This window comes from Myxococcus sp. CA056 (genome assembly GCF_013336715.1).
Lineage (GTDB): Bacteria > Myxococcota > Myxococcia > Myxococcales > Myxococcaceae > Myxococcus > Myxococcus llanfairpwllgwyngyllgogerychwyrndrobwllllantysiliogogogochensis.
Genome location: NZ_JABUMT010000004.1, coordinates 86,179 through 105,766, shown reverse-complemented (window position 1 = coordinate 105,766; position 19,588 = coordinate 86,179). Strand labels below are relative to the sequence as shown.

The window sequence follows — 19,588 nt, the reverse complement described above, 5'->3', positions numbered from 1 at the left end:
GTCGAGCAGGCAACGATCCGCGATGGTGAGGAGGAATCATGTTCCAGACGAGACGGCGTCAGGTGCTGGCGGGAGTGGTGTTCGGTACGGCCCTTGTCCTCGGAGGGTGCAGCTCATCCCGCTCCGCGAGCAAGGAGCAGCAGAAGGTCGACCAGTCCTGGCTGGCCCGAGTCCCGGAGTCGGAGCTCGGCGACGTGCGCAACGCCCAGGCGGAGCAACTCAAGGCCCAGGATGAAGTCACCCGCGCGGACGTGGCCGTCAAGGACGCGGAGCGCGCGGCGGAGGTCGCCCAGCGCAACGAGGAGGCCGCGAAGCTCTCCACCAAGGCCAACCAGACGGCCGTCGAGGCCGCGCAGGCCACCGGCCGGGCGTCCAACATCTCGCAAGCCCAGGCGGAGCTGAAGGCCACCGAGGGCAAGCAGGCGGCCGCCCATGCCCAGCTCGAGTGGCGCCAGCGCGCCATCGAGACCCAGAAGGCTCGCAAGGACCTTCGCCAGCGCGAGCTGGAGCTGGCCGACGCGCGCCTTCGTCAGGCCGAAATGGAGGCGCTGAGGAACAGCGATGACGTGCGCGCCAAGGACCTCTCCGAGGCCGAGTTCACCAGCGCGGTGGCCAACGCCCAGCGCAACACGGAGGAGGCCCAGCGACTGGTGGACCAGCGCCTGGGTGAGGAGCGTCAGGCCCGAGGCGAGTGGGAGAAGCTGCGCGGCGAGGCCCGGGGCTACGGCGGCAGCGGCACGTCCGACGGGGAATGACGCGCGGGCGACGACTTCCGGCCGCTACTTCGGCGGCGGCCGGAAGACGTACTGGAAGATGGGCTCGTCCTGGCCGGGAGGATATTGCGCGTCCAGGAAGGCGAAGTACGCGTGGCCCGCGATGAACGGGTCCTCCATGCTGTCGTAGAGGACCGACACCTGCGTGGCCCGGCCGGACGCATCCACCTGGACGCGCAGCTTGAGGTTGCCCTTGAGCTCCGGCAGTTCCTTGAGCCGCTCCATGTAGAGCGCCACCAACCCCAGCGACACCCGGTTGTAGATTTTGTCCGCCGCGCCCCTGGCCGGCGTCGCGGGCAGACGGAAGCGCCGCACCAGCTCCGCCGTCTCGGCTTCCGCCTCCGGCACCTTCCGCTCGGGGGCGGTCTGCGCCGCGCGGTAGGACACCAGCGCGTCCTTCCAGCGCGCCTGCTTCAAACACAACCGGGCCCGGCGCACGTGGATGTCGGAGCGCTCCGGCGCCCGCTCCGACGCCTTCACCAGGAAGCCCTCGCTGGCGGTGGCGTCCGCGCGAGCATCGGTCAGCTCCGCCAGCCGCAAGAGCGGCTCGGGGTCCTTCAGCTCCACGTCGATGAGCCGGACCAGGGCCTTCTCCTCGTCCGCCGGGCGCGACAGCTCCGCGTAGACGCGGGCGAGCAGCGCCAGCGCCCCGGCCTCCGCGCCGCCCAGCTCCACGTACCGCTCCAGCGAGCGCGCGGCCTTGTCCTTCTCGGAGGCGGAGAGCCACAGGTCCGCCTGGAGCCGGTGCGCCTCGCGGTCCATGGGCTTCAGGGCGACGAGCTTCTCTCCCGCCAGGGCCGCCGCGCGCACGTCCTTCGCCGCATGGGCCAGCGCGGCCAGCTTGCGCAGCGCCTCCGGCTGCTCCGGCCAAACCTCCACCGAGCGCGACAGCTCCGCGCGCGCCTCCGCCTCCCGTCCGGGCTTCGCCGCCAGCAACAGGCCCAGCGCGGTGCGCACCTGGGGCGCATCCAGCTTCGCCAGCGAAGCGCGCAGGCGCGCCTCCGCCTCCGCGGGCTTCCCTTCCGCCTGGAGCAGCAGCCCTTCCCCCCAGAGCGCGGGAGCGAAGTCGGGCGACGCCCGGCGCGCGGCGGACAGCGGACCTCGCGCCTCCGACAAGAGGCCCCAGCGGATGTAGATGAGCCCCATGCCCAGATGGGGCCAGGGGTTCTCCGGCTCCAACGTGGACAGGGCCTTGAGCTCGTTCCAGCAGGTGTCCGCCGGGAAGGCGAGCCATGCGCGGTACACGCGTGGCATCAAGTCCTTGGGCCTCGCGCGGCCCTGCTCTTCCAGCTCACTGTCCAGCACGCGCAGCGTCCCGCGCACCCGGGCCGTCTCCACCTTGCGCAGCATGCCCATCACCTCGTCGGCGCCGGGCTGCGTGCTCTTCGCGCCAGCCGCGCCGGCCGGAGCAGCCAGCAGCAGGGACAGCAGCAGCAACACGCGCGGCGGGGAGAGGGACACCATGGAGTCGCGCGGAAGATACCAGACGGCCTCGCGAGAGCGGCCCGCGACGAATGAGCGCATGCCTGCTCCCCGGCCAGCCCCTCGCGGTCATCCCGACCCCAGGCCCGCTCCAGAGCGAACCGGGGGCATACCGAGCCTCGGGACACGAGCCTCGCCCCCACCGCGCGCCGGGCGGGTGTCACCCTGGCGCGCGGCGGTGAGGCGCGAGCCGCTCCAGGGCGTCAGGCCCGGAAGCGGCTCGTCACGACGGACGACTCAGCCGATCTCCACCTTGCAGGTGGCGCTGCAGCCGTCGTTGCTGCGGGTGTTGCCGTCGTCGCACTCCTCGTTGGCCGGAGCGTCCTGCTGCACCTTGTTGTCGCCGCAGCGAGGGCCGAACACGCAGCCGCGAGCGCACTGCCCGTAGCCACCGGCGTTGATGCCGTCGTCGCACTCCTCACCTTCGTCCGGCACGCCGTTGCCGCAGGTGGCGCGGCAATCGGTGCGCTTGGTGACGAAGTCGTTGAGCGTCAGCTTGTACGAGGACGCCGTGGTGTGGCGCTCGGCCTGGTACACGACGACTTCGTAGATGCCGCCCACGGTGAGGCCCAGCGCGGAGGCCTGGCTCGACACGTTGACCGAGTCCTCCTGGGCGCCGTGCACGCCGCCCAGGTCCAGCGCGAGCTTGCCGTTGATGAACACCCACACGTCGTCGTCGCCGCGGAACGTGAGCACCTCGGTGCCCTTGTACTCGAACCAGTAGCGCGCCTCGCTGGTGAAGCTGAAGTTGTGCCCACCATTGCGCGGCTGCTCGAAGCCCGCGGCAATCCAGCCCTTGCCGTCCACGGGGAAGAAATCCGGGTCGTCGAACACGTACGACTCATCGGGCTGCTTGGCCAGGTCCAGGGTCCCCACGACGGTCTGGTTGATGCCCGCGGCGTCGATGTACCACTGCATGAAGGGGGCCTCGCCATGCGTGGTGGTGGAGCCCGTCAGCTTCGCCAGGCCGGGCTTGCCGCCGGGGTAGTCCTTGCCGTTGTAGCTCCGCACGAGCTCCGTCTTGACGATGCCCTTCTCGGAGCCATTGGCGTTCTCGAAGTCGATATGGCCCTTCGGGACCGAACCCGAGGCCGGCAGGTCCCAGCCACGGAAGTCACGGTAGACGACGGGGATGGAGATCACGTCCGGCGGCGTCTCCTCGATGAGCCTGCACACGAAGCCTTCCTCGAGCTTGCACGTCGCGGAGCAGCCGTCGTTGGAGCGCGCGTTGCCGTCGTCGCACTCCTCGGACGTGTCGTTGGGCAGCATGATGCCGTCGCCGCACGTCGCCTGGCAGGTGCCACCGGTGCAGCGCGGCTCGCGCTTGCACAGCGGCGAGCAGCCATCGCCCATGTCCTTGTTGCCGTCGTCGCACTCCTCGGTGCCCTCGACAATCATGTCGCCACAGGTCGTCCGGGTGCAGACCGCGCCCACCGTGGGGCACTTCCAGCCCTCCTCGAGGCGGCACTCGGAGTTGCAGCCGTCGTTGTTGGCGACGTTGCCGTCCTCGCACTCCTCATCACCCACCTTGATGCCGTCGTTGCACCGGGCGGCGTGGCAGCGACCGCCGGCCGCGGGGCAGTTCCAGCCGGCCTCCACCGTGCAGGTCGCGCTGCAGCCGTCGTTGGACGACACGTTGCGGTCATCACACGCCTCGGGAGCCTCCACGCGGCCGTTGCCACAGCCGAACTTGCGGATGCAGGGCTGACCCGCGACATCGCAGACCCAGCCGTCTTCGATGGCGCACGTCGCCGTGCAACCGTCGCCGGCCACCTTGTTGCCGTCGTCACACGCTTCACCCGTCTGGAGCGTGCGGTCGCCGCAGGTGTCGACGGGACAGGTGCCGCCGTCACAGAGGACGGGGCCACCATCACCCCCATCGGGGAGGCCGGCGTCGGGCTTGCCAGCGCCACCATCGCCTCCGCAGGAGGATGCAACTATCGAGAAGAGAAGAGAGGCGAGTACGAGACTCGCGAGCCGCGTTCCAACAGGGGGGACGGTCGCCATAGACACCGATGCTGGAAGTGCGCGCGGTGCGTGTCAACGCGGTTGCGCATTCGGCATCCCGCACCCTCCGTGAAAATGCAGGAAATGCGCAGATGTGCAGGAAGAGCGGACTGAATCACCTGTTTTCGTGTCTCAGACCCACATTCCCTTCCATGGCAGCCGTGTCCGGTCCGGACTCGATTGCCCTGGCTCTGATGCCAGGGGGCCTGTCTCAGCGGTGTCTCAGCGCGCGGCGTTGCGCAGATACTGGGCGTAGAAGCGGACCGCGTCCGCGTAGGCCGTCACGGCGATGCGCTCGTCCTTGCCGTGGATGCGCGCCAGGTCCTCGCGCCGCAGGTGCGCGGGGAAGAAGCGGTAGACGTTGTCGCTCAAGCCCACGAAGTGCCGCGAGTCGGTGGCGGCCACGTTGAGGTACGGCGACACGAGGACGTCGGGAAACACCTGGCGCAGCGAGCGCTCCAACTCGCGCCAGGATTCGGAGTCGGTGGGAGACACCGGCGAGGGCTCGCTCTGGAAGTCCAGCGTGCCCACCTCCACGCGCGAGTCATCCACCGTGGCCCGGACATGCGAGAGCACGCCTTCGACGCTGTCGCCCGGGAGGATGCGGAAGTTCACCACCGCGCGGGCGCTCGCCGGCAGGACGTTGTCCTTCACGCCGCCCTCGAACACGGTGACGGCCGTCGTCGTGCGCACCGCCGCGTTGGTGGTGGGGCTGGCCGTGAGCTGCCGCACCACGAGCGGCTCGGTGAGCCACAGGTTGGCGAAGAGCAGTCGCATGCCGAAGGGCATCTCCGGCCCCACGCGGGTGAACAGCTCGCGGCTGCCCCCCTGGAGCCGCGTGGGCATGGGCGCGGCCTCCAGCCTCGACACGGCGCGAGCCAGCACGCCCACGGCGGTGCTGGGCGGCGGCATGGACGAGTGGCCACCTTCGCCCTTCACCGACAGCACCACGCTGACGAAGCCCTTCTCCGACGTCCCCACCAGCGCCACGGGCGCGCTCACGCCGGGCACCGTGCCGGACATGATGACGCCGCCCTCGTCCAGCACGGACTCCAGCCGGACGCCGCGCTCCTGGAGCCGCTTCGCGATGACCACCGCGCCCTCCCGTCCGCCCACCTCCTCGTCCGCGCCGAACGCGAGCAGCACCGTGCGCCGGGGCTTCTCCCCCGCCGCCAGCAGCGCCTCCACCGCCTCCAGTTGCGCCAGCACACTCCCCTTGTCGTCCAGCGAGCCGCGCCCCCAGACGAACCCGTCCGCCACCACCCCGTCGAACGGAGGATGGGCCCACGCGACCTCGGTGCCGGGCGTCACCGGCACCACGTCCAGGTGCCCCAGGAGCATCATCGGCCGCAGCGAGGCGTCCGTGCCCTGCCACGTGTAGAGCAGCGAGTGCGCCCCCACCACCTCGCGCTTCAGCTCGGCGTGGACGCGCGGGAAGTGCTCCGCCAGGTAGGCATGCAGGGCCGCGAAGGCCTCGGCGTCCGCGGGCACGCCCTCGGAGGCGGCCACCGTCTTCAACCGCAGTGCCCCCGACAGGCGCGACGCCAGGGCCTGAGCGTCCACCGTCAGCGCGGTCGCCTCCTCCGGCACCACCTGCCGGGACTTGAACGTGAGCGTCCGGGCGACGAGCACGACGGCGAGGACACCGACCCCAAGGGCCATGGACAGGAGAAGTCGTTTCATTGGCAGGTGCGCCACGCTACCAAAGGCGCCACCCCGGGATGGGGAACCTCCAGGACGGCCGAACCGGCCTCTCGAAATATGAGAGAACCCCTCGCCCTTGTCCTGGGGGAATCACATGCAGTACTGCTAGATAATTCCAGCACAAGAAATGTCAGGCTTCCCCGTATAGTCGGGAGACTGGTCCATGAGGTGCGCAGGTGAAGACTCGACACGCAGCGCGGTGGCAGCTCGTCCTGGCGTTGGGAGTGGGGACGCTGCTGGGGGGATGCGGCAAGAGTGACGAGGGCCCGGGGCTTCCGGCGGAGCCGTCCGCGGTGGAGGCGCAGGCCGCGGATGCCCAGGCGCTGGTGACGTGGACACCTCCGACGAGCGACGGTGGGCACCCTCTCCTGTACTACGTGGTGCGGTGCCAGCCCGCGTGCGGCGGCGCCATCGTCAGCGCGGGCGAGCGCCAGGCCACGGTGATGGGCCTCAACAACGGCTTCGCCTATCTGTTCAAGGTCTCCGCGGTGAACGCCCGGGGCGAGGGCACCTCCTCCATCCCCTCCGTGCCGGTGATGCCGATGCCGGGCATGGCCATCAGCAACCCCACGGTGCCCGGCCAGCCGCGCTCGGTGCGGGCGACCGCGGGCAACGGGCAGGCCTACGTCAGCTGGCTGCAGCCGGCGAGCTACGGGGGCCGCGCGCTCACGAAGTACGTCGTCACCGCCGAGCCCGGGGGCCGGTCCGTCACGGTGGACGCGCCCGCGGCGAGTGTGAGCATCCCGGACCTCACGAATGACAGGCCCCACGTCTTCACGGTGCGGGCAGTCAACGAGGTGGGCGAGGGTCCCACGGCGCTCGTGGGCCCGGTGACGCCCAGGCCCGGCGGTGCGCCGTCGAGCTGGGTGTCGGGCTACTACGTGGGCTATCAGCGCGCGCAGCTGCCGCCGGAGGAGGTGGACTTCTCCGGCCTGACGCACATCATGGTGGGCCGCGTGCGTCCCCGCTACGACGGGACGCTGCACACGGACTTCGACGTCACCGTCTACGAAGGGCCCCTCATGGCGAAGGCGCTGTCGGCGGGGGCGCGGCTGGCGGGGAAGAAGTCCCTGCTGATGGTGGGCGGCTTCGGCGAGCACGATGGCTTCGTGCAGGCGTCCACGGGGGAGAGCCGCATCGTCTTCGTGAAGGAGCTCATCAAGGCGATGGAGGAGCTGGGCTACGACGGCCTGGACCTGGACTGGGAGCCCATCAACCTGCCGCCCGCGGGCAATGATGGCGAGTTGCTGCTGGCCCTGATTGACGAGCTGCGCGCGGCCCGCCCGGACATCATCATCACCGTGCCGGTGAACTGGCTGAACTCCAACTTCGGGATGCCCGAGGTGGAGGAGAAGTTCATGGCCCGGCTCGCCGAGCGCGTGGATCAGCTCAACATCATGTCCTACAAGATGAGCGGACACTGGGGCGGCTGGGAGAGCTGGCACTCCAGTCCCCTCCGGGACGAAGCCCAGAACCGCCCCACCTCCGTCGCCTACTCCGTGGAGGGATATCTGAAAGCGGGCGTGCCGCGCGGCCGGCTGGGCGTGGGCATCGGGTTCTTCGGCACCTGCTGGCAGGGCGTGACGGAGCCCCGCACGCCGCTGGACGGACGGCCCGACGTCAACGAGGGCCAGAGCGACAACGCGATGAGCTACGACAACATCATGACGTCGTACTACAGCGCGGAGGCGCGGCACTGGGACGAGAAGGCCGCGTCCCCGTACCTCTCGTACCCGTCCGTGAATGGCCCGGGCCACTGCAACTACATCTCCTACGAGGATGGCCAGTCCGTCTTCGCCAAGGGTCAGTGGGCGCGCGCGCAGGGGCTGGGCGGCACCATCATCTGGACCATCAACCAGGGACACCGGCGGGGGCAGCCCGCGGGCAAGCAGGACGAGCTGCTCATGGACGTGAAGCGCGCGTTCCTGGACCCGTGAAAAGGCCCGGGGGCACGAAGCGACGGCTGGCCGTGCTTCGCGCCCCCAGGAGCGTCACCCGACGTCGGTGACGACGACGTGGCTCAGGGCTGCGCCTTGGTCTGCGCGGCGGCGGGCGCCGGGAAGCCCCGCTTGCGCATCAGCGCGTTGATGCCGGCGTCGCGGCCGCGGAACGCGCGGTAGCCCTCCGCCGGATCCACGGTGTTGCCCACGGAGAAGATGCTCTTGCGCAGCTTCTCCGCCACCGTCTTGTCGTAGGCGCCCTTGCCCTCGGTGAAGCCCTCGAACGCGTCCGCCGTCAGCGTGTCGGACCACAGGTAGCTGTAGTAGCCCGCCGAGTAGCCGTCGCCCGCGAAGACGTGGCCGAACTGCGGCGTACGGTGGCGCATGACGATTTCCTTGGGCATGCCCAGCGCCTTGAGCGTGTCGCGCTCGAAGGCATCCGCGTCGATGCTCACGTCGCCAGCCAGGTGCAGCTTCATGTCCACCAGCGCGGAGGACAGGTACTCCACCGTGCCGAAGCCCTGGTTGAACGTCGCGGCCTTCTCGATGCGAGACACCAGCGCCTGGGGGATGGGCTTGCCCGTCTGGTAGTGCAGCGCGAAGGTGTTGAGCACCTCGGGCGTGGCCAGCCAGTGCTCCAGGAGCTGCGAGGGGAACTCCACGTAGTCGCGCGCCACGCTGGTGCCGGACAGCGACGGATAGGACACCGACGAGCTCAGGCCGTGCAGCGCGTGGCCGAACTCGTGGAACAGCGTGCTCGCGTCCTCCCAGGAGATGAGCACCGCCTCGCCGGGCGCGCCCTTCACGAAGTTGGAGTTGTTGGAGACGATGGTCGTCACGTCGCCCCGGAACCGCTCCTGGTTGCGGTACGCGTTCATCCACGCGCCGGAGCGCTTGCCCGGCCGCGCGTACGGGTCGAAGTACCACAGGCCCACGTGGCGACCCGTCGCCTGGTCCTTCACCTCCCAGACGCGGACATCCGGGTGGTAGACCTGCACGTCCGTCACCGGGGTGAAGGCGAAGCCGAACAGCTCGCCGGCCACCCAGAACATGCCCTCACGCAGCTTCTCCAACTGGAGGTAGGGCTTCACCTCGTTCTGGTCCAGGTCGTACTTCGCCTTGCGGACCTTCTCCGCGTAGAAGCGGTAGTCCCACGGCTCGATTTTCAGCTTCGCGCGCTCCTTGTCGGCCACCTTCTGCATGTCCGCGACCTCTTCGCGGACGCGGGCCACGGCGGGCTTCCACACCGCCTCCATCAGCTCCATGGCGCGCTCGGGCGTCCGGGCCATGGCGTTCTCCAGGCGCCAGTGCGCGTGCGTGGCGTAGCCCAGGAGCTTCGCGCGCTCGGCGCGCAGCTTGAGGACCTCCGAGATGATGGCGTTGTTGTCGCGCGCGTCCCCGTTGTCGCCCCGGTTGACGTAGTTGCGCCAGACCTTCTCGCGCAAGTCGCGGCGCGACGAGTACGTCAGGAACGGCTCCATGGAGGAGCGCGTGTTGGTGATGATCCACTTGCCCTTCTGGCCCCGCGCCTCGGCCGCGGCGGCGGCGCCCGCGCGCACGGAGTCCGGCAGGCCCGCCAGGTCCTTCTCCGACTCCAGGACGACGGTGTAGCCCTCCTCGTCACCGAGCACGTGCTGGCTGAAGGACGTGTAGAGCGACGCGAGGCGCTGGTTGATGGCGCCCATGCGCGCCTTGGCCGCCCCGTCCAGCTTCGCGCCGGAGCGCACGAAGCGCGTGTGGTGCAGCCACGCCAACCGCTGCTGCTCGGGCGTCAGCTTCGCCTTGTCGGGGGACTGGTAGACGGCTTCGATGCGACGGAAGAGGCCCTCGTTCTGGGTGATTTCGTCCTCGAAGGCGGCGAACCGGGGCGCCATCTCCCGCTCCACGGCCTGGAACTCCGGGCTGCTCAGGGACGAGCCCCAGATGCCGTACAGCGTCTCCACGTTGGCGTACGTCCGGCCCGCGTTCTCCAGCGCGGCCAGCGTGTTCTCGAAGTCGGGCGCGGCGGGGTTGCCCGCGATGGCGGCCAGCTCCCGGCGGTACTCGTCCATGGCGGCTTCGATGGCGGGCTTGAAGTCCTCCACCTTCACCTGGGCGAAGGGAGGCACGCCGCCGTGCGGGCCGGACCACTTCGCCAGCAGGGGAATCGAGGGGGCCACCGGCGCGGCGACCTCGCTCGAAGGGGCCGGCGCGGCGACTTCCGGGCGGGGCTCCGGGGACGTCGTCGCACAGCCGGAGGAGACGAGCGCGGCCACACCCGCACTGGCGAAGAAGAGGTTACGCATGAAAAGTGGTTCTCCCGACGAAAAGGGGTGTGCACCAAAGCACGGAATCGCGGCGCCCAACACGTTCCGAGGGCCGCCTCTTCCCGACCGAGGACAGACGCCCCGACGGCCGGGTGAGGGGCCGCTCGAAGCGGGCTAGAGGGAAGGAGCCATGCCGGGGTGTCCCGGCTCGCGCACGTCGGCAGGAGCCTCCTCATGGGGAACGCACCGGGCACCCGCCCGTCCAGGACCCGAGCGCCGCTGCCGGCGCTGGTGGCGTTGCTGCTCGTCGTGGCGACGGAGGCCGGGGCGGACTGGCGGTGGGAGTACAGCTCCCCTGCCCCGCTCTTCCTGGACCGCAGCTACGTCTTCGGCTCGCCCAACCGCATCCGCCGACAGGGGGACCCGGACTCGCCCGCCCCGCTGCTGTTCGAGGCGCAGATTGCCCCCAATCTCTTCTTTCCCCAGCTCCACAACGGGCACTTCCGGAGCAAGGGAGGCGAGTGGTTCCTCACCGCGGTGCTCACGCCGTACATCCGGCTGCGGATGCTGAACACGGACAGCAATCCCGTCATCCCTCCGTCCTACGTCCCCAAAATCACGCTCCAGGTGGCGCACCTGCGCGTGCTCCCGGGCTCGCGAGGCAAGGACGGTCCGGGGCGGGGCCTGGCGCTCGCGGCCAACCTCACCGTGGGCCACTACTCGAATGGCCAGGAGGGGTGCTTCTTCGCGAACCAGGAGGGTACGGACCCCGACTGCACGCCGGCACAAGGAGAGCTCCCGCTCAACGAGCTGACCGGCAGCTTCTCCACCAACTTCCTGCGCGGAGAGCTGCACGCGCGCACCGCCTTCGCGGTGGAGCCGAGCCTGGACAGCGCGTGGCTCGTGGGCGGCGGCTCGTTCCTGGAGCTGAACACGACCATTGGCCCTGGCGGCATCACCGAGGAGCAGCGGCGCGTCTACGGCGATGGGAACTGGGGCGTGAGCCTCCTGGGTGAACGCATCTGGAAGCAGCACCGGTTCCGACTGGAGTGCGCCCTGTCAGCGCCCTTCGGGGAGACGCCGCATCGGCGCGCCACGGTGAGCGCGGAGGTCGCCGCGCTGCCGTACTGGGGAGCGGGCTTCGGCCTCTTCGCGCGCTACGTGTACGGCCAGGACTCGTACAACATCCTCTTCCTGGAGCGCGCGAACTTCTGGCAGTTCGGCCTGGTGTTCGAGCTGTCTCCGGGAGCCCGACTGAAGGCCGAGGACGCCGAGACGGACGCGGACAAGCGGCGGCCTCCGGGCTTCCGCTGAGGACCGAGGCCCGGGGGTGTGTCATCCTCCCGCCGCCCATGAACGCTCCGAGCACGTTGCAGGAACGCATCCAGAACGCCGGCCTGCTGGCCAAGGTCGTCCCCGTCGAGGAGGCGGTGAAGCACGTCACCGACGGGAACACGGTGGCCATCAGCGGCTTCACCAAGTCGGGGGAGCCCAAGACGTTCTTCCCCGCGCTGGCCTCACATCTGGCGAAGACCGCGCCCCAGACGCGCATCACCCTGCTGTCGGGCGCCTCGCTCTCCGAGGACGTGGAGGGCCCCATGGCGCCCTTCATCGGCAAGCGCGGGCCGTACATGTCCTCGTCGGCGTCGCGCCGGCGCATCCACGCGGGGGAGATGGACTTCACGGACGTCCACCTGTCCGCCTTCGCGCGCAACATGATGTACGGCTTCTACGGCGACATCGACGTGGCGGTGGTGGAGGTGTCGCGCATCCGCCCCAACGGCAGCGTCATCCTCACCTCGTCGGTGGGTGTCAGCGCCGAGGCGCTCGCGAAGGCGAAGAAGATCATCCTCGAGGTGAACACCTCCGTGCCGGACTACACGGGGTTCCACGACATCGTCCTGCCCACGGTGCACCCGCACGTGGGCTGGCCGCTGCCGCTGCTCAACGTGAGGGACCGCATTGGCAATCCCTACGTGGAGATCGACGCGAGCAAGGTGGTGGCGGTGGTGGAGTCGCGGACGCCGGACCACCCGGTGCCCTTCAAGGCCGCGAACGCGACGGACAAGCGGATTGCCCAGAACGTGGTGGCGTTCCTCATGCGCTGCCGCGAGCAGTTCCAATGGGGCAAGCGCCTGCCGCCCATCCAGTCCGGCGTGGGCAACGTGGCCAACGCCATCATCGGCGAGCTGTACGCGTCACCGTTCCAGAAGATTCGATTCTGGACCGAGGTGTTCCAGGACGGAATGCTGCGCTACGTGGAGGACGACGCGAAGTTCGAGTACGCGTCCGCCACGGCGGTGTCCTTCTCGGCCGAGGGGCGCGCGCGGTTCCAGCAGATGTTCGAGCGGTGCCGGGAGCGGCTGGTGCTGCGGCCGATGTGGCTGTCGAACAGTCCGGAAATCATCTCCCGCCTCTTCGTCATCGCGATGAACACGCCCATCGAGGTGGACATCTACGGGCATGTGAATTCGACGCACATCGACGGCTCGCGCATCGTCAACGGGCTGGGCGGCTCCGGGGACTTCTTCCGCAATGCATACCTCAGCATCGTGCACACGCCTTCGGTGCGGAAGCTGAAGGATGGCCGGACGGTGAGCTGTGTGATGCCGTACGTGCGCCACATCGACCACACGGAGCACGACATCAAGTGCGTCGTGACCGAGCACGGCTACGCGCTCAACATGGACATCCGCTCGCCGAAGCGGCGTGCCACGGACATCATCGACCAGTGCGCGCACCCGCACTTCAGGCCGCTGTTGCACGCGTACCTGGACATGGCGGGACCGGGCGACGAGCCTCGCGCCTCCGACATGAAGGTGCTCGATGCGTGGTGGCGCGACTACGACGCGCTCTGCCGTGATTTCCCGGGGGAGTCCGAGGCGGAATGACGAAGCAGGACGACCAGGAGACACAGCCCCCGGAGCCGCTCCCTGGAAAGACCTCCGGGGAGGGCTCGACGACGCCGTCTCATGGGCAGCGCGAGGATGAAGGTGCGACTCGCGACGCAGCCGCATCGGGGAAGTCCGCGAAGCAGCGACGCAACCGGCGCGAGGTGGGCGAGTCCGACGCACCCGACGTGCCCGGTGCGGGGGAGCGCAATGGACGCGAGCCGTGTCCTCCCGAGGTCGCACAGAAGCTCCGCGAGTTGGACCGGCTGCGCAGGAGTGGCCGGTACACGACGGCGCTCGCGCTGGCCCGCTCGCTCGCGGAGGCGCATCCGAAGCTGGGGCGCGTCCTGCTGGAGCTTGCGATGACGCTCGGCATCTGGGGGAGCGCTCCCGCCGAGGCCCTCCCCTGGTTCGAGCGCGTCCTGGAGCTGGCGCCCGGACATCGCACGACACGCCTGCACCGAGCGCTGTGCCTCGCCCGCCTGGGTCGCCATGTCGAGGCCGTCGCGGACTTCGATGCGCTGGTGGACGGCGGCTACCGCAAGGCGCTCGTGCTGCACATGAAGCGCGCCGAGTCCCTGGAGGCGCTTGGCCGAGACGCCGAGGCCGAGCAGGACTGGACGCTCGCGCTCGCGGAGGACGCGGACAACCCCTGGCTGCTCCAGCAGCGGGCCGCCGTCCGCGCAAGACTGGGAAGGAGCGCCGAGGCCATCCAGGACCTCACGGCCGCGCTCGCCCTGCAACAGGGAGAGGGCATCGACCCCGAGCTGCTTCACGAGCGGGGCCTGCTACGCGCCCGGCTCGGCGAGGTCGACGGCGCGCGCGCGGACTTCCAGGCGGGACTGGACGCCCTTCGCCGGGGAGACCCGAGCACGCTGCCAGATGCGCTGCGTTCGGCACTCCACGCGCTCGCCGCGACCTGAATGGAAGAAGAGGGGCGCCATGGACAACAGTCTTCGGAATGAAGTGCTCAGACTCCTCTCGCTCCACATGGACGTCACCAGCCCTGGTGGTGCTGGAATCGACAAAGCCTTTCCGGGTCCCGAAAAACAGAACATCAGCCACATGACCCTCACGGAGGCCAGGCAGGCGGGAATCACCATGTATGGCGATGCTTCGTTTTCCATCGACGCCTACGTGGGGAACTTTCCGAGCTTCGCGCATTTCGTGGCCACGGTGATTGTCCATGCGACCCGTGGAGTTCAATCACTCCACGAAGTCGAGCTGGAACAATTCGTGCCCGAGAAAGGCTGGAAGACGCTCTTCGGGGGCTTCGCCAAGGGAGTGACCGAGAAAAACATCTTCTCGGGGCGGAAGCGCCTGGGAAGTCCGACCAAGGCTTGCAGAATCCTCGCGACCGGCAACGAACAACTGTATGCGCTGGATTGCAACGGCAGCTACGCCACCCTCTTCATGCAGACGTCATAGGGTGCCTGCCGACCCCCATCCACAGCTCCGACTCCAGGGAAACCAAAGTCTTTCACAGACTCTGGACCGGAATCCCCCGCCTGCACCCGCAGACAGGAACTGTGGCATGCTCCTCACGCAACCCCATGGAGCGCCTCATCCCTCTGGAGGAGCAATGCGTTCATTGTTGATGATGGGTCTCACCGTCCTCGGATTTCAGTTCGGCTGCGGAGCAGGCGAAGCCGACCCAGGAATGCAGTCCGATTTGACATCACGCGAAGACTCACTGGTTCGCTGCATCGCCGATTACTATATCACTTATTACAGTGACGCCACCTACACCACGGCGGTCGGCAGCGAGCGGTGTACTTGCAACAGAACACCCACGCGCACTGGCGTTCAGACCGACTTTGCGGTCGAAAACTATTACGAAGAGTGCCTCTGACGCGCGGCAGCCACCCCGTAAAGCCAGACAGCAACCACTTGCGCTGCCGTCAAGCAGCGCAAGTATACTTCCCCGCCACGCGGGAGTTGCTGTTTCAGCGAAACGCAATGGGCTCGAAGTGCTTCCCGTCGCGCGAGGACGCCAGCTGGTGGGGGAACACCGTCCACAGCCGGTCGCCAGCGACGACGAGGCGGGCGGCGCCGGGGGAGAGGAAGGGCAGCTTCGGGGCGACGCCGCGGTCCTTCTCCATCCGGAGCACCTGGTCGCCCACACTGACGAACAGTCGGTTCTTGAAGAAGGCCAGCGAGTGGATGCCGTCCTTGGGGAGCACGAGCTTCTGCGCCTTGCCCTTCTGGGGCAGATACCAGGCGTGCTCGTCCGTGTGCAGGTAGACGCCGTACTCGGGGGCGGCGCACAGGCTCCGCACCGGAGCGCGCGTGGCATGACGCCGAACCAGGGCTCCGTCCTTGAGCACCCACACGCCGTCGTTGCCGAAGGCGAAGAGCGTGCCCTCGTGGACGAAGAGGCCGCGCAGGCCGGATTGCTCTTCTCCTCCGACGAGTTCAAGGCGCAGCCCCTTGCCCTCGCGCACCAGGCGCCCCAGGCCGTTCTCGGAGCAGAGTCCGAAGAGGACGCCGTCGTGCACCACGCCGTCCACCAGGTCCAGGCCCCCGGGGCCGCTGACCTCCTTGAGCTTCCAGCTCTTGCCGGTGCCTTTGAATGCGAGCGCGGACACACCGAAGGCGGACAGGCCCCACGGCGCTCCCAAATCACGCAGGACGGGCGCCACGTAACCATAGGGCAGCGCCTTGGGCAGCTTCCTCCGGGTCCACGTCTTGCCGTCGTGGATGAGCAGGCGGTTGAAGTCGACGTCATAGGAGAGCCCGTTCGCCTCCAACTCGTCCACGTCCACGTCCACGTCTATCTGGCCCAGCCACACGACGTCGTTCCACGGCTGGTTCCACTTGATGTCTTGGTCGAAGTCCCACAGGTCGTCGCCGGCGACGTAGCCGTGGTCGGAGTCCGGATGGGGCGTGCCCGCGAGCACCACCACCGTGCCTTCCGGGGTGACATGCACATCGGCGAACACCTGGGCCGTGGAATACACGTCCGGCGCGGCCTGCTTCTTGGGAACCGGCGTGTCGGCGCGAGCGGACAGCGAGTCGACTTTGGACGGACGGGGCTTGGGCATGGGAGCGCGCTCAGTATTCCCTCAGGAGTCTACCGGCCGTCTCGAAGCGCAGGTTCTTGAACAGCGTGGCGAGCTTCGGCTTGGGAATCAGCTTCTTCGCAGCGGCCTCGATTCGCAAGAGCGCGAAGGCGAGCTCGTCGCGCGAGTCGAAGGCCGGCGACACCGCAACCTCCTCGTGCGAGTAGCGGACACCGAGGAGGCAGTCCTCCGACAGCTGCCCGCGCGGTTCGATGACTACAACCACGTGCATCCTCACAAGGGCCTGAAGATGCGGTCCCCTATCCAGTACCGACGTGCCGTATCACCCCATTGACTGTGTCCGCTTTGACGGGAGCAACTCCACGGTCCGCGTTGGCGGTGAGTTGTAGGGCGACCGGAATAAAGCGCCCATTCTGTCCGGCACGAGCGCGAAGCCCAGAGATGGGCACTGAAACGGTCCCTCTTTCTGGGTGAATCACGGCCTAGGCTGGACCACTCAGTCCCGGGACTCCCCTACCAGAAAGTGAAACACCCCATGTTCAGCTCGTGTGCCTCCCGATGGGCGCCTCGTCTGCGCCTTTTGCTCCTCGCGGGAACAGTGGCCGGGTCGGCCTGCGCCTCCTCCGATGTCGACCCGGATGCCCCCCAGTGCAAAGGGGTGCGCGCCTGCTCCCCGGGTGAGGGCTCCGGAGACGAGGACGTCATCCCACTCGTCATCACCCATGGTTCGCAGCTCACCGTATCGGACGTGGGGCCCGCGGGGATTGGCATCTCCTCCTTCACGAACGTCCCTGGAGGGACCTTCACCGGGACAGCGCTGGGAAGCTGGGGCGCGCTCTCTCGCACCGTTGGCGTCGGGGGCGAGACCATCGACGGCTTCTCCTTCCCGCAGGGCACCATCGTCCTCGAGGGCGCGAACCTCACGTCGCAAATCACCGTCAACTCCGGGTGGCTGGTGCTGCGCGGATGCAAGGGCAGCCTCCTCCTCAACCATCCGGCGGGAAATGGAGGCGGTGGCGCGGCGCTGTACAGCGAACTGAGCGCCTTCAATTCAGTGGGAGCCAAGGACGGCAGGCAGCCCGCGAGGTCAATCTGCCACCGCTGCTATTTCCCGCACAGCGGGTTTGAGAATGTCTACTCGAACAACGTCACCATCACTGAGTCGTGGATTGCCGTGGACCCTGGCAGCGCTGGCGCTCACGCGGATGGCATCCAGACCTGGGGCGGGCAGTCGTACTTGAACTTCTCTCGCAATCGCCTGCAGTGGAACGGCGCCTGGAACAACACTCAGTCCGGGCTGATCGCGATGTACTCCGACGGTTCGCAGAGCGGGTTCAGCGGCTACGACCAGATCACCCTGCAAGACAACTACTTCGTGGTGGGCCTGGGCGGCGGAATCGCCTTGCACGCCCCCATGGGGGTGGCGGTCACGAACATGGTCGTGACCGGAAATCGCTGGGCGTGGAGTCCTGATTTCGGCGACCCGAACTACACGCCGGCCGTCTACAGAGGCTCCGGCGTGGCGAACTACAAGACCGGTGGGAACGCCTGGTCGAACAACCGCTGGGCGGACGGCCCCTCCGCGAACCAGTTCCTGCTGCCCGACAACAGGACCCGTTCAACAGACTACTGAGGAACCTCTCTCACCGCTGTATTTCTGACGCGGCGAGGCCCATCGCGGCTCGAGTGCTGCTCTACTGTCTGCCCTTTCCCGCCTGATTGGGCAGACACCCCTGGAGCGCCTCCCATGCAGACCCGACGAATCCCCTGGCTGCGCACCCTGTCCGCGAGCCTCCTCCTGCTGCCGGCGGCTCCCGGCCTCGCGCAATCGCTGCACTCCGAACGTGGAGGGCTCCAGTCCACCGACCTCGTCCATCGCCCTTCCCTCACCTCGACGACGCTGGACCCGCTGCGCTCGCTGGCCATCTCCGACCACGCCACCGTCTCCACCATCACCGCGCGCAGGGTGTTCGACCAGCTCATCCGCCAGGCCGGCGATACGGGCCTCACATCGGACCAGCTCTTCCGCCAGCTCTGGGACACGCAGAACCCCGCGCCAGGGCAACCCGACCTGCCCGGCGGCCCCCACTGCAGCGACAACGGCAACACCCTCAACGGGGCCCCATATGTCTGCAGACCTCTGGAGGGAGCCGATGCGAGCGCCCAGTCAGTCCCGCTCGACAGATACATCCTCGTGGGCCTCTTCAATCGCTTCGACCTGGCCCCCGTGGACGGCGCTCACTGCGGCGAGTACCGCATGTCCTTCGCCCGGTTCGTCGCGGCGCCGCAGGTGCGCTCACGCAACCGCTTCATCCTCGAAGGCGTACTCCCCAACCCCGCCCCCGAGCTCGGGCTGGAGGGCTGCCGTCCGGTGGCCCAGGCGTGGGCCCGGCTCTCCACCCTCGAGGACCTCACCCAGCGACAGGCCCTGCTGAACGCGCTCTTCTTCGAGGGCCTGGCCCCGGGCATCCCTCCCGTCATCCACATCAGCCACTACGGTGACAACCCCAGCGGCGCCGGACAGGTCCGCACCAACATATTCATGCAGCAAGGCGTGGGCGCCCCCAACCCGTGGATGCTGCGCGAGTTCAAGCTGAAGCATCAATGTGATGCCACGGGCTGCACGCCGCGCTTCATCCCCGTCACCGTGAAGTCGACGCCCCGGGGAGACTTCTTCAACCCCCTGAACACCAGCCCCCTCGCGGTGGGCTTTCGCGACCACTTCATCACGCAGGTCGCGAGCCTCGCGGTGGATGACTTCAACCGCTTCAACTACGCCGTCCCGGACGTCTTCAACGCCGCGCAGAGCAGCTCCATGCCGTCGTTCGGCAGCGTGGACAACTTCCTCGTCGAGTTCAACAAGGCCACCACGCCCAACGCCTTCTCAGACGCCCTTCAAGCGGAGCTCCAGCGAATCGGCAGCACGCTGACTCCGCATCAAGTCGTGGCGCGCGCGCAACTGCTGTCCTGCGGCGGGTGCCATGACCTCAGCCGGGGAACCGACCTGGGAGGAACCCCTGGCCTCGTGCCGATCGACTTCAAACGTTTCGTGCAGGTCGACGACCTCCTCTCGCCCCTTCCACCCCCCGGGCCGGATTCCCGTTACGCCTTGTCCACGTCCCTCACGACCGCCTTCCTCCCCTTCCGCCAGCAGCTCCTCGGCGCCTTCCTGGACACGCCCGTCCTGGATGCCACGGTCTCCGCTCCCGACACGCAAGTCCTTCACGTCCAGGCGGGCCAGCCCTTCCGGGGCACGGTGCAGGTAGCGAACACGGGCACCACCGCGTGGAGCGCGGCCCAGGGCGTCCGGGCCACCTCGCTCGATGGAGCAGCGGACCTCACACTGGCCCCAGGTGAGGTCATCCACTTCGGGCAGCGGAAGACATTCGACTTCACGCACACCGCGCCGACGAGCCTCGGGCAGACGACCTATCGCTGGAGATTGCATCGCAACGGTCTGGCGTTCGGCCCCGAGGTGTCCCTCACCGTCGAAGTCCAGCCCGCACCGCGCTGAGCACGGCG

The 19,588-nt window shown here is 68.4% G+C and carries 15 protein-coding genes; 9 read left to right on the top strand and 6 right to left on the bottom strand.

Features of this window, described 5'->3' with window-relative positions; all coding sequences use genetic code 11:
- Window positions 1–38: 38 nt before the first annotated feature.
- Window positions 39–755 carry a hypothetical protein gene (locus tag HUA76_RS19015; RefSeq protein ID WP_174461695.1) on the top strand — a complete coding sequence of 239 codons (717 nt, stop codon included), beginning with the start codon at window positions 39–41 and terminating at the stop codon, window positions 753–755.
- A gap of 24 nt (window positions 756–779) precedes the next feature.
- Here the strand turns inward: HUA76_RS19015 and HUA76_RS19010 are convergent, their stop codons facing one another.
- The 3 genes from HUA76_RS19010 to HUA76_RS19000 all read right to left on the bottom strand — a co-directional run bounded on the left by HUA76_RS19010 (window position 780) and on the right by HUA76_RS19000 (window position 5,960).
- Window positions 780–2,297, bottom strand: coding sequence for a hypothetical protein (locus tag HUA76_RS19010; protein WP_254614339.1), 1,518 nt, complete (start codon window positions 2,295–2,297; stop codon window positions 780–782).
- 195 nt (window positions 2,298–2,492) lie between these two features.
- Window positions 2,493–4,262: a DUF4215 domain-containing protein gene (locus tag HUA76_RS19005; protein ID WP_174458434.1), complete on the bottom strand. Its 1,770-nt coding sequence runs from the start codon at window positions 4,260–4,262 to the stop codon at window positions 2,493–2,495.
- A 222-nt stretch (window positions 4,263–4,484) separates the two neighbouring features.
- The gene (locus HUA76_RS19000; protein WP_371823496.1) at window positions 4,485–5,960 is read right to left on the bottom strand and encodes a M20 family peptidase; all 1,476 of its coding nucleotides are present in this window, start codon (window positions 5,958–5,960) and stop codon (window positions 4,485–4,487) included.
- Between the two features lie 182 nt (window positions 5,961–6,142).
- On the opposite strand from HUA76_RS19000, the gene HUA76_RS18995 reads away from it, so the two are divergent.
- Complete coding sequence (locus tag HUA76_RS18995; RefSeq protein ID WP_174461694.1) at window positions 6,143–7,903, top strand: glycosyl hydrolase family 18 protein; 1,761 nt, start codon at window positions 6,143–6,145, stop codon at window positions 7,901–7,903.
- An 83-nt stretch (window positions 7,904–7,986) separates the two neighbouring features.
- On the opposite strand, the gene HUA76_RS18990 is transcribed toward HUA76_RS18995, so the two are convergent.
- Entirely contained in the window at window positions 7,987–10,191 is a 2,205-nt protein-coding gene (locus HUA76_RS18990; protein WP_174458436.1) for a M3 family metallopeptidase, read from the bottom strand.
- Window positions 10,192–10,386: 195 nt separating this feature from the next.
- Between HUA76_RS18990 and HUA76_RS18985 the strand changes: the two genes are divergently transcribed.
- From HUA76_RS18985 to HUA76_RS18965, 5 genes are all read left to right on the top strand, one after another.
- On the top strand, window positions 10,387–11,466 hold the full coding sequence (locus HUA76_RS18985) for a hypothetical protein (protein ID WP_174458437.1): 1,080 nt from the start codon (window positions 10,387–10,389) through the stop codon (window positions 11,464–11,466).
- Between the two features lie 38 nt (window positions 11,467–11,504).
- Window positions 11,505–13,043, top strand: coding sequence for an acetyl-CoA hydrolase/transferase C-terminal domain-containing protein (locus HUA76_RS18980; RefSeq protein ID WP_174461693.1), 1,539 nt, complete (start codon window positions 11,505–11,507; stop codon window positions 13,041–13,043).
- On the top strand, window positions 13,040–13,966 hold the full coding sequence (locus tag HUA76_RS18975; protein ID WP_254614337.1) for a tetratricopeptide repeat protein: 927 nt from the start codon (window positions 13,040–13,042) through the stop codon (window positions 13,964–13,966). Before HUA76_RS18980 ends, HUA76_RS18975 begins: the two co-directional genes overlap by 4 nt.
- Window positions 13,967–13,985: 19 nt before the next feature.
- Window positions 13,986–14,471 (top strand): hypothetical protein, encoded by a 486-nt coding sequence (locus HUA76_RS18970; protein WP_174461692.1) that lies wholly within the window; start codon window positions 13,986–13,988, stop codon window positions 14,469–14,471.
- Window positions 14,472–14,625: 154 nt separating this feature from the next.
- A complete protein-coding gene (locus HUA76_RS18965; RefSeq protein ID WP_174461691.1) occupies window positions 14,626–14,895 on the top strand; it encodes a hypothetical protein in 270 nt (89 codons plus the stop codon).
- A 94-nt stretch (window positions 14,896–14,989) separates the two neighbouring features.
- Here HUA76_RS18965 and HUA76_RS18960 read toward each other — a convergent pair whose 3' ends face one another.
- Together HUA76_RS18960 and HUA76_RS18955 are read right to left on the bottom strand one after the other, a co-directional pair.
- The gene (locus HUA76_RS18960; RefSeq protein ID WP_174461690.1) at window positions 14,990–16,087 is read right to left on the bottom strand and encodes a hypothetical protein; all 1,098 of its coding nucleotides are present in this window, start codon (window positions 16,085–16,087) and stop codon (window positions 14,990–14,992) included.
- Between the two features lie 10 nt (window positions 16,088–16,097).
- Window positions 16,098–16,331, bottom strand: coding sequence for a hypothetical protein (locus tag HUA76_RS18955; RefSeq protein WP_174461689.1), 234 nt, complete (start codon window positions 16,329–16,331; stop codon window positions 16,098–16,100).
- Window positions 16,332–16,724: 393 nt separating this feature from the next.
- Between HUA76_RS18955 and HUA76_RS18950 the strand changes: the two genes are divergently transcribed.
- Both HUA76_RS18950 and HUA76_RS18945 read left to right on the top strand, forming a co-directional pair.
- Window positions 16,725–17,699 (top strand): hypothetical protein, encoded by a 975-nt coding sequence (locus HUA76_RS18950; RefSeq protein WP_174461688.1) that lies wholly within the window; start codon window positions 16,725–16,727, stop codon window positions 17,697–17,699.
- A gap of 114 nt (window positions 17,700–17,813) precedes the next feature.
- Window positions 17,814–19,580, top strand: a complete 1,767-nt coding sequence (locus HUA76_RS18945) for an NBR1-Ig-like domain-containing protein (RefSeq protein WP_174461687.1) — start codon at window positions 17,814–17,816, stop codon at window positions 19,578–19,580.
- Window positions 19,581–19,588: the final 8 nt, after the last annotated feature.

What these genes read in the sequence shown, in the direction of transcription:
- HUA76_RS18985 (WP_174458437.1), top strand. Translation starts at nt 10,387, where the DNA reads ATGGGGAACGCACCGGGCACCCGCCCGTCCAGGACCCGAGCGCCGCTG.
- HUA76_RS19010 (WP_254614339.1), bottom strand. Translation starts at nt 2,297, where the DNA reads ATGCGCTCATTCGTCGCGGGCCGCTCTCGCGAGGCCGTCTGGTATCTT.
- HUA76_RS18975 (WP_254614337.1), top strand. Translation starts at nt 13,040, where the DNA reads ATGACGAAGCAGGACGACCAGGAGACACAGCCCCCGGAGCCGCTCCCT.
- HUA76_RS18990 (WP_174458436.1), bottom strand. Translation starts at nt 10,191, where the DNA reads ATGCGTAACCTCTTCTTCGCCAGTGCGGGTGTGGCCGCGCTCGTCTCC.
- HUA76_RS19005 (WP_174458434.1), bottom strand. Translation starts at nt 4,262, where the DNA reads ATGGCGACCGTCCCCCCTGTTGGAACGCGGCTCGCGAGTCTCGTACTC.
- HUA76_RS18965 (WP_174461691.1), top strand. Translation starts at nt 14,626, where the DNA reads ATGCGTTCATTGTTGATGATGGGTCTCACCGTCCTCGGATTTCAGTTC.
- HUA76_RS18970 (WP_174461692.1), top strand. Translation starts at nt 13,986, where the DNA reads ATGGACAACAGTCTTCGGAATGAAGTGCTCAGACTCCTCTCGCTCCAC.
- HUA76_RS19015 (WP_174461695.1), top strand. Translation starts at nt 39, where the DNA reads ATGTTCCAGACGAGACGGCGTCAGGTGCTGGCGGGAGTGGTGTTCGGT.
- HUA76_RS18980 (WP_174461693.1), top strand. Translation starts at nt 11,505, where the DNA reads ATGAACGCTCCGAGCACGTTGCAGGAACGCATCCAGAACGCCGGCCTG.
- HUA76_RS18945 (WP_174461687.1), top strand. Translation starts at nt 17,814, where the DNA reads ATGCAGACCCGACGAATCCCCTGGCTGCGCACCCTGTCCGCGAGCCTC.
- HUA76_RS18960 (WP_174461690.1), bottom strand. Translation starts at nt 16,087, where the DNA reads ATGCCCAAGCCCCGTCCGTCCAAAGTCGACTCGCTGTCCGCTCGCGCC.